Raw genomic sequence first — 14,108 nt, forward strand, 5'->3', positions numbered from 1 at the left:
CGTTAGTGCTCGTCGCTGATCTGAGCCGCCTGCCATAGCTCGCCGAATTTTTCGGCAACGTAGGGCTCCAAGGTCTCGGCGTAGTCTTGGGGCAGGTCGTTGGCTCGAACCAACTGGATCACGTCATCAAAGTCTCTTGGCCGATGTGGAGCCGTCATGCCGCTGGCCAGTTTCAACTCCAGCAAGGTCTTCAACGAAACAAACGGGATCCCGTCTTCCTTGACCTCCCAGACGCGTTCCGGTTCGGGGAAGGCGACCGGCTTGGGTAAGCCGTCGCCGGGGTAACGGCCGACGATCAGCGCGTCGATGTCCACCGCGCACACCGCGTCGCGAAAATTCTTTGAACCCTCGAATTTGTTGATCCAACCGCGACCGATGTACTGCTGTTTGAATTTCTGCAGATCCTCATCGCGGATCAGGATGTCGATATCGGCTGTCGTCCGCCGGTGACCGTGAGCGTTGGCGGCCATCGCGCCGGCGATGGCGAAGGGGATTTTCATTTCGCCGAGAGCTTTGGTCAGACGCAGCATCGCCTGATGAATCGGTGATTGCCCCATGAAGAATTGCCCCGCGCGCTCGGCGACTTTCGAAATCGATTCGGTCATCGGATCGTTCACGAAGAAAAAAGTGGTCCCACCGTTCCATCGTGAACCATCGCCCGCCGCCCATCAAGCCTCTTTCGTCGCCCCCCGCTGGACCAATGCCCAGACGGCACCGGCATCGGTTGCGACGTCTTCCCGACGCGACACTCAAAGGATTGGCAAGAAGATTTTGGAGGTAAGAAAATGAATTCGGCAGTCGGTTGCACTACAATTCGAATCCCGCCCCCGAAACCCCACCTCGATCGCCTACACGCACCCATGTCTGTTTTTCGAATTTTCTGTCTCGTTGTGCTCCTCGGTTGGATTGCTGCGGACCTCGATGCCGCCGACTCTGCGGCGACCGACTCTGCAGCGACCGACTCTGCGGCCGCCGACTCGGTGGCCGCCGGTCACAGTTACCACGGCGAAGCCTTTAACGAAGGCCCACGCCAAGCCGCGGTGATGATGCCGGGGATGGCGAAGATCGAGTTCCCCACGTCGACTAAGTCCGAAGCGGCCCAGGGGTTTATCGAACAAGGTATCGCGCAGTTGCACGGGTTTTGGTATCTGGAAGCCGAACGCTCCTTCCGCCAGGCCGCCAAGGAGGATCCCGAGCTGGCGATCGCGTTCTGGGGCATGGCGATGGCCAACGTCAACAACGACGACCGGGCCCGCGGATTTATCGACGAGGCCAAAGAGAAATCAGCGAAAAACACGTCCAAGCGAGAGAAACTTTATATCGATGCTCTCGATCGTTTTCTGCCCAAGCAGAACGAATCGGACAACGACGACGAGCCATCGAAAGACCGCAAGGATCGCGAGAAGGAAGCAAAGAAGAAACGTGGCGAACGCTACATCGCCGATCTGGAAAAGATCCTGCACGAGTATCCCGACGACATCGAGGCCAAAGCGTTCCTGGTCGTCCAGCTGTGGATGGGGGACCGCTACGGCGTCAAACTGACCAGCCGCTATGCCGTCGAAGCATTGCTGGCGGAAATCTTTGCCGCCAATCCCGCTCATCCGGCTCATCACTATCGAATCCACCTGTGGGATTCGGCACGTCCGGAAAATGCGTTGGTCTCGGCGGCCCAGTGCGGTCCGTCCAGTCCGGGCATCGCCCACATGTGGCACATGCCCGGCCACATCTATTCCAAATTGAAACGCTATTCCGATGCGGCCTGGCAACAAGAAGCCTCGGCACGTGTCGATCATTCGCACATGATTCGCACGCGGTTGATGCCTGACCAGATTCACAACTTTGCGCACAACAACGAATGGCTGGTCCGTAATCTGATTCACGTCGGACGGGTCGACGATGCCGTCGATCTGGCCCGAAATCTGGTCTCCTTACCGCGGCACCCCAAGTACAACTCGCTGGAGAAACGCGGCAGCTATAAATACGGCCGGCAACGCCTGGTGCAAACGTTGACCAGTTTCGGATTGTGGCAACAGCTGATCGATGAATTGGGCGGCCAGTACTTGCCGCCGACCGAGCATGAAGAAACGCGACAAGATGAACTCGGCTGGCTGGGCGTCGCACAGTTCATGACGGGAGCCAAACCCGACGGTGCGAAAACGCTTCGAAAACTACAACGTCGGCGAATCGAGTTGCAATCCCGCCTGCTGGACACCGCCGAAAAGAAGTCCGCCGAAGATGAAACCGCCGATGACGAAACATCAAAGGAATTGAAGAAGGAACTCGAGTCAGTGCGCAAGGTCATCGCCCGAGTCGCGGCAGCGGCGGCGGTCAAACGCAAGGACGTTGCGCAGCTGAACAAGCATCTCAAGGCCGCCAAACTCGATGCGACCACCGAGGCACGGTGGCTGGGGATGGCCGGTGACCGTGCCGCCGGCATCAAGGCGGCCGAGCGGGCCGTCAAATCGGGGCCGTCGGAAGTCCGCCCGCTGGCCGTTCTGGTCGACCTGCTGTGGAAAGACGGCAAACAGGACCAAGCGAAAAAACGGTTTGAAGAACTGCGAACCGTCGCCGCCGAAGCGGACCTGAACACACCCTTGCTGGCTGCGCTGTCGGACGTGGCTGAATCCGCCGGCGCCGATGCGGATTGGCGCAAGAAGCCCGTCCCGGCGAACGACCTCGGCGAGCGGCCTGCCCTGGACGAACTGGGGCCGTTCCGCTGGCAACCGTACATCAGCGAATCGTGGCAAGCGAAAACGCCCGAGGGGGATGTCGTCACGGACGTCGAACTGGGCAACCGCCCCAAAATCCTGATCTTCTACCTCGGTTTCGGCTGCTTGCACTGCGTCGAACAATTGCACGAATTTTCGCCGCACACCGATGCGTTTCGCAAAGCAGGCATCGATCTGGTCGGCATCAGCACGGAGTCGACCGAGGACTTGATGACCGGGATCAAGGCCTTTGACAAGAAACTCGACTTGCCCTTGTATTCCGATGGCGAGCAACAGGTGTTCAAAACCTTTCGTTGCTGGGACGATTTCGAAGACCAACCCTTGCACGGAACCTTCTTGATCGACCCACAAGGACGCGTGCGTTGGCAAGACATCAGCTACGAACCGTTCATGGACGCCGAGTTTTTGTTGGAAGAGTCCAAGCGGTTGTTGGCATTGCCCACCGGGCAGTGACAGCCATCGCCTGGGCATCACCCGTCAAACGTAGCCACGTTCGCCAGAAGGAGGATCCCCGACGTTTCTCACGCTCTAGCGAGCGAAGCAGCGAGGGAGTGCGGCTAAAGCCTGGACACCAGCCCGGGTTAGCCTCTCGCGGGGAGCGATGGCCGCGATGTATTTTCTCGGGTTTTGTCGCTTAATGGTGTCCTAAACTTGCCTTGGGCGAGCTGTTTCATGCAGCCAGACCTTGCATTCCCACCGGCACCCTTCCTGCTTTGCGCGACGCCATGAAATCCAGCCACCGTTCCGCTGACCTGCGATTGCTCTCGTTCCAGTCCGTTTTGATCGCCGTCGTCGCACTGGCCTGTCGGTCTTCCCTCGCGACCGAAGTCCAGGGGTACACCGAACCGGTTCGAACCATCGAAGTCGCCTCGGATGAAACCGGTACGGTCGCCGAGGTGTTGGTCCAGCTAGGCCAGACGATCGAACAAGGCCAACCGCTGTTGCGGCTGAACAGTCAGGTTCACCTGGCCCAGATCGAGGTCGCCAAGCAACAGATGAACGCCCAAGGCAGGCTCGATGCCGCCAAGGCGGAGGTCGAACTGACGTCCGCACGGCTGGAAAAAATCGAGTCGCTGCGCAAATCGGGACATGCCCGCCAAGCCGAACTGCACCGCGCCGCGAAAGAATACAAGGTTGCCGAGGCAAATCTGCGCAGCGTCGTCGAAGAGATGGAAACGCGGCGACTGGAACACGACCGTCTGCTGACCCAAATGAGTCGACGTGTGATCCACGCCCCGGTCACGGGGATCGTCACCGAGTTGCACAAGGAGCCCGGCGAGTTCGTTGCGCCCAACAAGCCCGAGGTCATCACCCTGGTTCAATTGGACACCTTGCTGGCCAATTTTGCACTGCTGGGCTCCCAAGCCGAACAGCTGACGACGGGACAAGAAATCGAATTGCAATTCCCCGAATCAGGCCAAACGACCTCCGGAAAAGTCCACTTCATTTCGCCGGTGACCGACGCCGAAAGCGGAACCGTGTTGGTCAAAATTGCGATCGGCAATGCCGACGGGTCGATCCGCAGCGGCGCCCGCTGCGCGATCCAATTGAAGGATTGAGCAACCGTGGCGACCGAGATCTCCAACAGCGGCACCAACGCCGACAATCCGATCCTGGTCGGCGCCAGATCGAACCTTGCTGCACCGAACCTTGATACACCGTGTCGGCACACCTCCGACGTCGCCGGTGTTTCTCGATCGACCTCTCCGTTCGACTCGGCCACCAACCTCCCGGACGCCCATCAGAGATTGTTGCAACGCCTGGACGAACTCTCGGACCTCATCGCGGCCGTGCTGTTTGACGTCGATGCGAACAACCAGCCGAATCATCCCCGGCCGCTGCGTTTGGATCCGAGCGACCGAAACGCCCAATCGCAGTTGGCACAGCTGACATCGGTCTGTCAACAAACCGCCATCAGTGGCCAGGTTCACTCTCGACGTCAACTCTCCCCCGAACGCATCATTGTTGCGTTTCCGATCACGACGGCAGGGGATTCGCCGGAAGTGCTGGGGCTGATCGTTGTGTTGCCCGACGACCTGCAGCGTTTCACACAAACCGTCCTTCGGCTGACCGAACAGTTTGCCGTTTATCGTCTTCGCGATCGTCTGCAACGGCAGGCGGAACTCGCGTCCGATGCCGCCGCGACCGTTGAACTGTTGACGCTTGCGTTGGCGACCGAGGACCGCAACGAGGCCTGCCAGGTGATCGCGACGGAACTGGCCGATCACTTGCAATTGCGGCGGGCGGCGATCGGGGTGACGTCGACGGGGGCACGAAGTTGCCGGCTGGCGGCGCTCAGCGATTCGACTCGAATCGATGCCACGACCTCCCAAACCCGATTGATCGAGAACGCGATGGACGAAGCGTTGCTCTCGCGGACGATCACGATGGCCGATTCGGCCTCCGGCGGACACGACGCGGCACGCAACGCCGCCGAGCTAGCCCGCCAACACGCCGCCACCGTCTTGGTGGTGCCGTTGGGCGATTCGTCCCAACGACCCCGCGCGGTGTTGTTGGCCGTCATCGATTCGGATCGTTCGGTCCAGCCGGTTCGGCAGTTTTTACAGGCGGCGCAAAACTCGCTCGGCGCCGTCTTGAGTGCACAGGAATCACGGCGCTGGTCTCAGGTGACTCATCGATTGAGCCGTGCCGTGAAATCACGCGGCGGCAGCCTTGCCATCGCGGCCGGCGTTCTGCTGCTGGCTTCCCTGTTCATTCCCATTGCCCACCGCGAAACCTGTGACGTGCGAGTCGAACCGCGAACCAAGCGTTTCGTTGCGGCCCCCTTCGATGCGACGCTGAAAGAGTGTTTCGTCGCACCGGGAGACGTTGTCCACCAGGGGGATCTGCTGGCAATGTTGGACGGCCGGGAATTGAAATGGAAACGCGACTCGCTGCAAGCCGATCACGACCAGGCCGTCAAAAAACGCGATGCCGCCCAGGCGTCACGGGCCTACGCCGACCAGCGAATCGCACAGCTGGAAATCGACGCCCTGCGATCCGAACTGAATCTGCTGGACCTGCGTTTGAGTGAATTGCAGTTGCGCAGCCCCGTCGACGGGATGGTCGTTGCGGGGGATTTGAAGCGTGCCAAGGGCGCCCCACTGACGACCGGACAGTCACTGTTTGAGATCGCACCGCTGGACGAAATGATCATTGAAGCATCCGTCAGAGACGACCGGATCGCTTACGTCCACCAAGACCAAACCGCCCAACTGCGGCTCAAGGCGTATCCGGATCGCAGCTGGGACGCGCGGATTGAACTCGTCCATCCACGCAGCGAGATTCGTGATGAGGAAAACGTGTTCATCGCCCAGTGCACGTTGCCCAACGAGCAACAGTTGCTGCGTCCGGGGATGAAAGGGACCCTGAAAATCGACTGTGGCCGTCGTCCGCTCGGTTGGGTTTGGTTTCACCGCCCCGTCGAAGCCGTTGCACAATGGTTCTGGTGGTAGACGCCATGTCGGACGACCAGCAGCATTTTGCCAGCGACCAAAGCACGACGTCGGTGGTGTTTCGCCAGGATTTGCGAGTGACGCCGTGTGAGGATGCACGTCAGCCCCATGTCGTCGTCGAAGATCCACTCGCGGGGGCGTTTTATCGTCTCGGCCGGATCGAATACGCGCTGGCAAGTCGTCTGACCGACTCGCGAACGGTCGCTCAGGCCTATCGGGACGTGTGCGAACACTACCCGGACCATCGAATGTCCGAGGACGATGCGGCCGACCTGTGCCGCTGGTTGATCGACAACCAATTGGCCCACACCGATTCGTCCAAGTCGTCGGCACGGCTCCATCGATCAGCCGAAAAATCCAAGTCGGATCGAATCAAGCAACGCATCAATCCGATCGCGATCCGAATCCCCCTGCTGCATCCCGATCGCCTGGTCGAAACGTTGGTGAAGTATGCGGGATGGATCTTCTCGGTGCCCGCGACCGTGTTGGGGGTCCTGGTGATGCTGATCAGCGGCTGCTTGGCGCTCGCGCATTGGGGTCAACTGGCGGCATCGACACACTATCTGTTTGAACCCTCGTCGCTGTCGCTGTTGCTGGTTGTCACGGTCGGCTTGAAAGTGATTCACGAATTTGCTCATGCGATCGTTTGCAAACGCTACGGGGGTGACGTCGGCGAGATGGGCGTGCTGTTGATCTTGTTGGCTCCGCTGGCCTACGTCGACGTCAGCTCGGTATGGCGGTTCCGTCGCCGCTGGCAACGCATTCACGTCGCGTCGGCGGGGATCTATCTGGAATTGCTGGTCGCCGCGATCGCGATGTTGATTTGGTATTTCGTCGATTCGCCGTCGATCCGACACGTTTGCACCAGTGTGATGCTCTCGGCCGGCGTCGCGACGTTGGTGTTCAATGCCAATCCGCTAATGAAGTTTGACGGCTACTTTGTGCTGATCGACTGGGCCCGCACGCCGAACCTGTACACGGACAGCCAGAACCACCTGCGGCGCCGGCTGCGATGCCTGTTTTTTGGCGGGGAGGTCAAACAGCCGCAATGGACACCGGGCTATCGGACCGCGGTCGGTGTTTACGCACCACTGGCATTGTTTTGGAAAGGTTTTGTTTGTCTGGGGCTGACGCTTGCCGCGACGAAACTGTTTCACGGGCTGGGAACGCTGCTGGCGGTGGTCGCCGGTGTGTGCTGGATCGGCGGTCCGGCGTGGCGGGGGATTTCGGCGGTTCGCAACGCCCCAAGGCCCGGGCGGCGACGGTTCATGCTGATCGCGGCCGGATCGCTGGCAATGGGCACCGTCTTGTTGATGGTGGTGCCGTGGCCGGGAGCGACGCCGGTCCACGCGGTCGTGGAGTATTCGCCGCACGAAGTGGTGCGGGCCGAGGTTCCGGGCTTCGTCCACGCAATCCATGTCGACACGGGACAGTGGGTTAGCGAGGGCGAGCAGCTGTTGACGCTTGGCAACCCGGAACTGGTCCTCCAGGCCCAACAGTTGGAAACAAAGATCCAACAATCGACGTTGCGCAGACGCCAGCAGACGCTTCAGGGGAAACACGCCGCCGCACAAGCCGAGGCGACGGAGTTGGAGTCGTTGACCAAGCGGCTGCAAGACACGACCGAACAAATCGATTCCCTGGTCGTCCGCGCCCCCCGTTCCGGCGTCGTGGTCCGCAGACGATTGCGGGAATTGCAAGGAACCTATGTCGCCCAGGGGGATGAGTTGCTGGTGATCGGAGACGAATCGCAAAAGGAACTTCGGTTGCTGATCCCGCAGGACAAATTCGACCCGTTTCGTGACCAGTCCGGTACCGTGGTTCGGTTTCGCGCCTCCGGACAGGCGACGCAAACCTCTGCGTTGTCGACGATCATTCCGCGGGCACGGACCGAAGTGGATTACCCGTCGTTGCTGGCCACCAACGGAGGCCCGCTGGCGGTCAAACGCGTTTCCAATGATGCGTCGCAATCCGATTCCCAGTTCGAATTGCTGGTGCCCCACTTCGAAGCGATCGTTCCGCTCGATGCGTCCCAGGGCGTCGATTTGCACAGCGGGCAACGAACCCGTGTCTCCATCGGAGGACTCGACCGAACCGTCGGATCGCACCTGTGGCGGGTGGTGAGAGAGTGGATCGCCCAGGCGGTTCAGGCGGCAGATCGCTGATCCGTTTGGGAGGGTTGCGCCAAAACTGCGGCCACCGTTTGAGATTCCAAATTGATAGCCCAATGCGAATTCATTCCATCACCTGCAATGTCGACAGATTGACTTACGGTTTCCTGCGGGCACAGCTCTCGCGATGATTTCCAGGTAACCCCAAGAGCGGATGAACGCGACGACTCCATCAACGTTGGCCGGTGCTGCCGCCCCCCAGGCTGGCGCGGCCCCCCTGACACACGCCACTTCGCAGCGGTCCAATGAGACCGGCTGCACGAAGTCCGGTCGTGTCATGATCGCCGACGATGAACCGATCAACATCAAGTTGATCCAAAAGTATCTCCGCAGCGCGGGGTACCACGAGTTCGTCACGACCAGCGAGTCGCGTGAGGTGGTCGATCTGGTCCGATCGACGCGGCCCGATATCTTGATCCTGGATGTCGTCATGCCGCACGTCACGGGATTGGACATCTTGGAGACCATCCGCAACGCCCCCGATCAGGCTCATCTGCCGGTTCTGATCGTGACCGCGTCGACCGATGAACAAACCAAGATCGATGCGTTGGAACTGGGGGCGACCGACTTTTTGCATAAACCGGTCAAACCGACCGAGTTGTTGCCTCGGGTGCGAAACTCGTTGGTGCTCAAGGCACACCACGACCAGATGGCCGCCTATTCCAAACGACTCGAAGCCGAAGTCGCCCAGCGGACCGCCGATCTGGCCCAGTCACGCGAAGAAGTCATCCATGTACTCGCCTGTGCGGCCGAATACCGCGACCAAGAAACCGGCAACCATGTCATTCGAGTCGGACGGTTCGCGGGAATCATCGCACGAGAATTGGGGTGTTCGGAATCCGATTCGGAACTGATCGAACACGCCGCCATCCTTCACGACGCCGGCAAAATCGGCATCTCCGATTCGATTTTGTTGAAACCGGGGCGGCTCTCAACCGACGAATTCGAATTGATGAAGCGGCACTGTGAATTCGGCGAGCGAATACTGAAAGCCCAGCCGAGTGATGAAAGCGAACCGTTCTTGTTGCACAGCCGTCGCCCCGTGACGCGCTCGCCCGTGTTGCGCATGGCGTCGGTGATCGCGAGGACCCACCACGAACGTTGGGACGGCACCGGATACCCCGAGCAACTGGCCGGGGAAGAGATTCCGATCGTCGGCCGGATCACCGCCGTCGCCGATGTCTTCGACGCACTCAGCAGCAAACGCTGCTACAAAGACGCCCTGCCGCTGGAAAAGTGCATCGAAATCATGCGCAAGGAACGCGGCAAGCACTTCGATCCCAAAGTCCTCGACGCCTTCCTGGCGCGGATCGACGAAGTCTCCCAGATCGTCGTCAGCCTGGCCGACCAATAGCGCACGTTGGTGTCTAGCCTTTAGGCGATTCCCCGTGCGACGAACGCAATCCGAAAACTTGATGCGGACAGAGCACTAGGCGTAACCCGCCGCGGCGAGCGATTGATACACGACCAGCGCCGCAACATAAGCCATCACAGTCATGTAGACGAATTGGAAGATCGCCCACCGCCAACTGCCCGTTTCGCGTTTGGTCACCACCTGGGTCGGCAAGCACTGCATCGCCAACACAAAGAACACCAGCAAGCTCAACCCGGTCGCGGTCGAAAACACCAGCGTGCCATCGGGATGTCGTTGGCGGCGGAGCGTCTCGACCAGCCCCGCCGGTTCCTCCGCGCCGTCTTCGCCCAGCCCATAGACGATCGACAGCGTGGACACCAAGACTTCTCGGGCGGCAAACGAGGTGAGGATGCCGACGTCGATCTTCCAGTCGAATCCCAGCGGTTTGAAGACCGGTTCGACGATCTGGCCGACCCGCCCGGCCATCGAGTACTCCAGCGCCGCTTGGGCCTGCTCCTGCTCGGTGGAAAACGTTCGGTCGTCGGGCAGTTTCGGATACGTTGCCAAGGCCCACAGGACGACCGAGATCAACAGAATGGTGGTGCCAGCCCCGCGCAAAAACACCGTCGCCCGTTCCACCGTCGTGAACCACGCGTTGCGAAGGCTGGGCATGCGATAGTTGGGCAGCTCCAACACCAACGGGGCCGCTTCGCCCGGGACCACCGTCTTCTTCAGCAGGAACGCTGTGGAAAACGCCGCCAACAACCCCAGTAAATAGGCCCCGGCAAACATCAACGAGGCTTTCCAAGGGCTGTCACCGAACAACAGCGCGGCCACCATCACATAGACCGGCAAACGTGCCGAACAGGTCAGCAGCGGCAAGACCAGAATCGTCACCAGGCGGTCACGCCAGGTTTCGATCGTCCGCGCCGCCATGATCCCCGGGATCGCACAGGCGTGGGCCGACAGCATCGGAACGAACGCTTTACCAGGCAGCCCGACGCGTCGCATCAATCGCTCCATCACGAACGCGCCGCGGGCCATGTAGCCGGAATCTTCCAGCAACGTGATGAAGAAGAACAGGATGCAAATCTGTGGCAAGAACACGACCACGCCCGCCACGCCACCGATGACACCGTCGATCGCCAACGAGCGAAAGTCTTCCAGCGGCAAACAACCAATCACCAACGACGTCACCAACGCGATCGATGTCGAGGTGCGCGTCCATTTCGTTTCATTCAACCAATACGCCAACGCAAAGACCGACATCGAAATCCCGGTCGCGATCGGAAGCCAAATCAGCGTCGACAACGGACTGGTCGGCAACAGGTTGCCGACCACCTCGCCGGCCCAACCGAATCCGTCTTCGATCGCCGACATCGGCACGTCGGCCAACGAAAAAATCAAAAAGAAGACCGACAGCATCACGCCCAACAACGCCGCCAGACCGATCCCGCGAGAGGTCAACAGCCGATCGAGCCATTCCAGTTTGACGCCCTTGCCCGGCGTGTGGCGGACCGAGGCACCGGCCACGCCGTCGGCCCACTCGAACCGAGCCGCGAACGGACAGCCGCTGCATCCGGCCACGCAGGGCTGGCGGGCGATCGGCAATTGCGGCTTGCTGGGTTTGGTCAACTCGTAGATCGCTTCACGCAACTCGCCCAGCCCGCGCGCCTTGCGGGCACTGACCGGAATCACCGGGCAGCCCAATTTTTCACTCAGCTCTGCAAACTGGATTTCGGTTCCGGAGGATTCCGCCGCGTCGATCAAATTGACCGCGATGATCGTCGGCAAGTTTTGATCCAAGATCTCGCCGGCCAAGACCAGCGTGCGGGCCAGGTTGGTGGCGTCGACGACGACCACCACCGCATCGGGCAAACGACTCAGTTCGCCCCGAAACTCACCGCAAATGCTGCGCGCGGCGACCTCTTCCTCCGGACTGGCCGTTTCCAAAGAGTACAGTCCCGGCAGGTCCACCAATTCGATTTCATTGGTCGCTTGGCAACGCGAATCCTTGTCCACCGCCGCGACGTGAATCATCGCCTTGCGCAGGTCGACCGTGATGCCCGGATAGTTGGCCGTCTTGGCACGCATGCCCGCCAGCGCATTGAACAGCGACGTCTTGCCGACATTGGGATTGCCGACCAAAAGCACCACCGGTGGCGCGGTCACATCGTCCGACGCGGGCATCGAACTAACAGTCGGAAGACTCAAGGGACGGGCTCTGCCTTAAAACGCCGACGCCGGAAGCGTTTCCGGCAAGGACGGGGACGGGGGGCTCGATTTCGAATCAGAAACCGAATCGACCACAACCAACTTGGCCAATTGACGTGACAGGCCGACACGTGACGCGCCGATCTTCACAATCATCGGGTCGCCCCGTCCGACCAATTCGATCATGCGACCCTGGCAGACGCCCAAACGCTTCAGCCGGACCGCGTCTTGCCCCTCGGCATGGACCTGCTGGCACACGTAGGGACCGGGTGGGACATCAGCGAGCGAGGAAGCGGGCACCTGGACGATTGCCATCGAGTTGGACCATCCGATTCATCTGGCGGGGCGGGGGGCTGTCACCGAGGACAGCGGCTGGAATTGAGAATCACTCTCAATAGAATGACAGGCGGCCGCAGGCCTGTCAAGCGCTACCGTCGGCTCGCACCCGGCCGCGTGGACACAAGAAGAAATCGATATCTTGTGCGACGTAGCGACGCTCGCCAGAGCGTGGTCAAGCGGGAATTCAGCTTCTGGGGATCCACCTTCTGGGGAAGGTAGCTATGTCTGGCCGGTGAAATTTCCTCTGGCCGGTGAAATTCTGAGCGACTTGGAACCGCCCTTACGCCCCCGCGGCCAGCCCGGCGGGCGAGGGGATGTCCGGCAGCGTTTTCTCCACCACCGCCGCACCGACGCTGTCCCCCAAGACGTTGACCGCCGTGCGGAATCGGTCCAACAGCCAGTCGACCGACAGGATCAGCCCCATGTATTCCAGCGGCAATCCGACGGCGTTCAGCACGATCAGCATGGTGACCAGCCCGGCTTCGGGGATCCCGGCCGCCCCGATGGCCGCCAGGGTCGCCGTGACCGCGACGATCACTTGTTGCCAGAACCCCAGATCGATTCCCGGCACGACTTGGGCGATGAAGATCGCCGCGGCGGCTTCGTAAAGTGCGGTCCCGTCCATGTTGATCGTCGCTCCCAAGGGGACGACGAACTCGGTGGAACGGTTGGAAATCCCGGCTTCTTCGCTGCATTCCAACGTGACCGGCAACGTCGCCGAGGAACTGGCCGTTGAAAACGCGGTCAGCAAGGCCTTGGACATCGCCAGCATGTAGCGGTAGGGATTCTCACGCCGGACCAGATAAAAAATCGCCGGCAGGGTGACGAAGGCGTGGATCGCGAGGCCTCCGAGGACGGATCCGAAGTACCAACCGATTTGGGCAAGTTCTTGCAGGAATTTCCCATCGGCCTGGGCCTCGCCGAACCGCGCCGCGACCAGACAGAAAATCCCCAGCGGGGCGAAGTTCATCAGCAACATCACGAACTGCATCAACGCCTTGTTGGCCTGGGTGATCAGCTTGGTGATGCTGCTGACGTCCTCGTGCATCGTCGTCAACATGCCGGCAAACACGATGGCAAACACGATGATCGGCAGCAGTTGTGTTTTGGCGGCCGAGACGATCAGGTTGTCGGTCACCAACATCAGCACCAGGTTCTTGAAAATCGTGCCGATCTCCGGCTGGACCGATTCGCCTGGTGGCAATTCCGCCAACACACCGCCGATCTCCGTTTTGCTCAACCCCGTCGACTCGGCCAACGCATCGACGATCTTCGATTTTGGCGATCCCGTGCCGCCCGTGTTCATCGCCTGGACCGCCGCTTCGTCCACGGTCCCGACCCCTGGCTGAACCACGTTGACCACCACCAAGCCGACCACGACGGCCAGGATGGTCGTGGCAAGATAGAATCCGATCGCCGCGGCGCCGGGGCGTCCGAGTTTTCGAACGTCTCCCATGCCCAAGACGCCGCACATCACCGACGTGAACACCAGCGGGACGACGATCATCTTCAGCATCCGCAAAAAGACTTCCCCGCCGATCTCCAGTGACGCCGCCAGGTGGGGCTGGATCAACGCCAGTGCGATCGCAGCGACGATGGAAAAGAAAATCGCGTAGGCCAGCCAATTGCTGTGCGGAGTGTTGTCAGAAGCCGGAGCGGAACCTGGATTGGCAGCGGACATGACAGCCAGAGGGGTGCGAGGTTAAGAATCGTCGATCGGTCATTCCCTACAATCGATCGGCGCCAACATACCAGAGTTTCCCCATCGTCGTCTGCCGATTTGATGCGACCGAGCAACGCGCCCAGCGAGATTGTTAAACTATGATGCTCTCGAACGGAAAAGGGG

Annotated in this window: 9 protein-coding genes; 5 read left to right on the forward strand and 4 right to left on the reverse strand. The window is 60.5% G+C overall.

All coding sequences use genetic code 11. The features are described from left to right. Positions 1 to 2: 2 nt before the first annotated feature. Positions 3 to 605: a hypothetical protein gene (locus tag H1B37_RS15710; protein WP_182867608.1), complete on the reverse strand. Its 603-nt coding sequence runs from the start codon at positions 603 to 605 to the stop codon at positions 3 to 5. A gap of 255 nt (positions 606 to 860) precedes the next feature. Between H1B37_RS15710 and H1B37_RS15715 the strand changes: the two genes are divergently transcribed. From H1B37_RS15715 to H1B37_RS15735, 5 genes are all read left to right on the forward strand, one after another. After that, the gene (locus tag H1B37_RS15715; RefSeq protein WP_182867609.1) at positions 861 to 3,182 is read left to right on the forward strand and encodes a peroxiredoxin family protein; all 2,322 of its coding nucleotides are present in this window, start codon (positions 861 to 863) and stop codon (positions 3,180 to 3,182) included. A gap of 272 nt (positions 3,183 to 3,454) precedes the next feature. Continuing rightward, a complete protein-coding gene (locus H1B37_RS15720) occupies positions 3,455 to 4,288 on the forward strand; it encodes an efflux RND transporter periplasmic adaptor subunit (RefSeq protein WP_182867610.1) in 834 nt (277 codons plus the stop codon). 6 nt (positions 4,289 to 4,294) lie between these two features. Continuing rightward, on the forward strand, positions 4,295 to 6,184 hold the full coding sequence (locus H1B37_RS34430; protein ID WP_182867611.1) for an efflux RND transporter periplasmic adaptor subunit: 1,890 nt from the start codon (positions 4,295 to 4,297) through the stop codon (positions 6,182 to 6,184). Further along, entirely contained in the window at positions 6,169 to 8,349 is a 2,181-nt protein-coding gene (locus H1B37_RS15730; protein WP_182867612.1) for a site-2 protease family protein, read from the forward strand. Before H1B37_RS34430 ends, H1B37_RS15730 begins: the two co-directional genes overlap by 16 nt. A gap of 160 nt (positions 8,350 to 8,509) precedes the next feature. Beyond that, positions 8,510 to 9,709 carry an HD domain-containing phosphohydrolase gene (locus H1B37_RS15735; protein WP_182867613.1) on the forward strand — a complete coding sequence of 400 codons (1,200 nt, stop codon included), beginning with the start codon at positions 8,510 to 8,512 and terminating at the stop codon, positions 9,707 to 9,709. A gap of 75 nt (positions 9,710 to 9,784) precedes the next feature. Here H1B37_RS15735 and feoB read toward each other — a convergent pair whose 3' ends face one another. The 3 genes from feoB to H1B37_RS15750 form a co-directional block, all read right to left on the reverse strand. Continuing rightward, entirely contained in the window at positions 9,785 to 11,899 is a 2,115-nt protein-coding gene (gene feoB, locus H1B37_RS15740) for a ferrous iron transporter B (RefSeq protein WP_182867614.1), read from the reverse strand. A 39-nt stretch (positions 11,900 to 11,938) separates the two neighbouring features. Beyond that, positions 11,939 to 12,238 carry a FeoA family protein gene (locus tag H1B37_RS15745; protein ID WP_182867615.1) on the reverse strand — a complete coding sequence of 100 codons (300 nt, stop codon included), beginning with the start codon at positions 12,236 to 12,238 and terminating at the stop codon, positions 11,939 to 11,941. A gap of 304 nt (positions 12,239 to 12,542) precedes the next feature. Beyond that, positions 12,543 to 13,943 (reverse strand): dicarboxylate/amino acid:cation symporter, encoded by a 1,401-nt coding sequence (locus H1B37_RS15750; protein ID WP_182867616.1) that lies wholly within the window; start codon positions 13,941 to 13,943, stop codon positions 12,543 to 12,545. Positions 13,944 to 14,108 lie beyond the last annotated feature (165 nt).

It is taken from the genome of Stieleria mannarensis, from assembly GCF_014154935.1.
Taxonomy (GTDB): domain Bacteria; phylum Planctomycetota; class Planctomycetia; order Pirellulales; family Pirellulaceae; genus Stieleria; species Stieleria mannarensis.

What these genes read in the sequence shown, in the direction of transcription:
- H1B37_RS15720 (WP_182867610.1), top strand. Translation starts at nt 3,455, where the DNA reads ATGAAATCCAGCCACCGTTCCGCTGACCTGCGATTGCTCTCGTTCCAG.
- H1B37_RS15735 (WP_182867613.1), top strand. Translation starts at nt 8,510, where the DNA reads ATGAACGCGACGACTCCATCAACGTTGGCCGGTGCTGCCGCCCCCCAG.
- H1B37_RS15745 (WP_182867615.1), bottom strand. Translation starts at nt 12,238, where the DNA reads ATGGCAATCGTCCAGGTGCCCGCTTCCTCGCTCGCTGATGTCCCACCC.
- H1B37_RS15750 (WP_182867616.1), bottom strand. Translation starts at nt 13,943, where the DNA reads ATGTCCGCTGCCAATCCAGGTTCCGCTCCGGCTTCTGACAACACTCCG.
- H1B37_RS15715 (WP_182867609.1), top strand. Translation starts at nt 861, where the DNA reads ATGTCTGTTTTTCGAATTTTCTGTCTCGTTGTGCTCCTCGGTTGGATT.
- H1B37_RS15730 (WP_182867612.1), top strand. Translation starts at nt 6,169, where the DNA reads ATGGTTCTGGTGGTAGACGCCATGTCGGACGACCAGCAGCATTTTGCC.
- H1B37_RS15710 (WP_182867608.1), bottom strand. Translation starts at nt 605, where the DNA reads ATGACCGAATCGATTTCGAAAGTCGCCGAGCGCGCGGGGCAATTCTTC.
- feoB (WP_182867614.1), bottom strand. Translation starts at nt 11,899, where the DNA reads ATGCCCGCGTCGGACGATGTGACCGCGCCACCGGTGGTGCTTTTGGTC.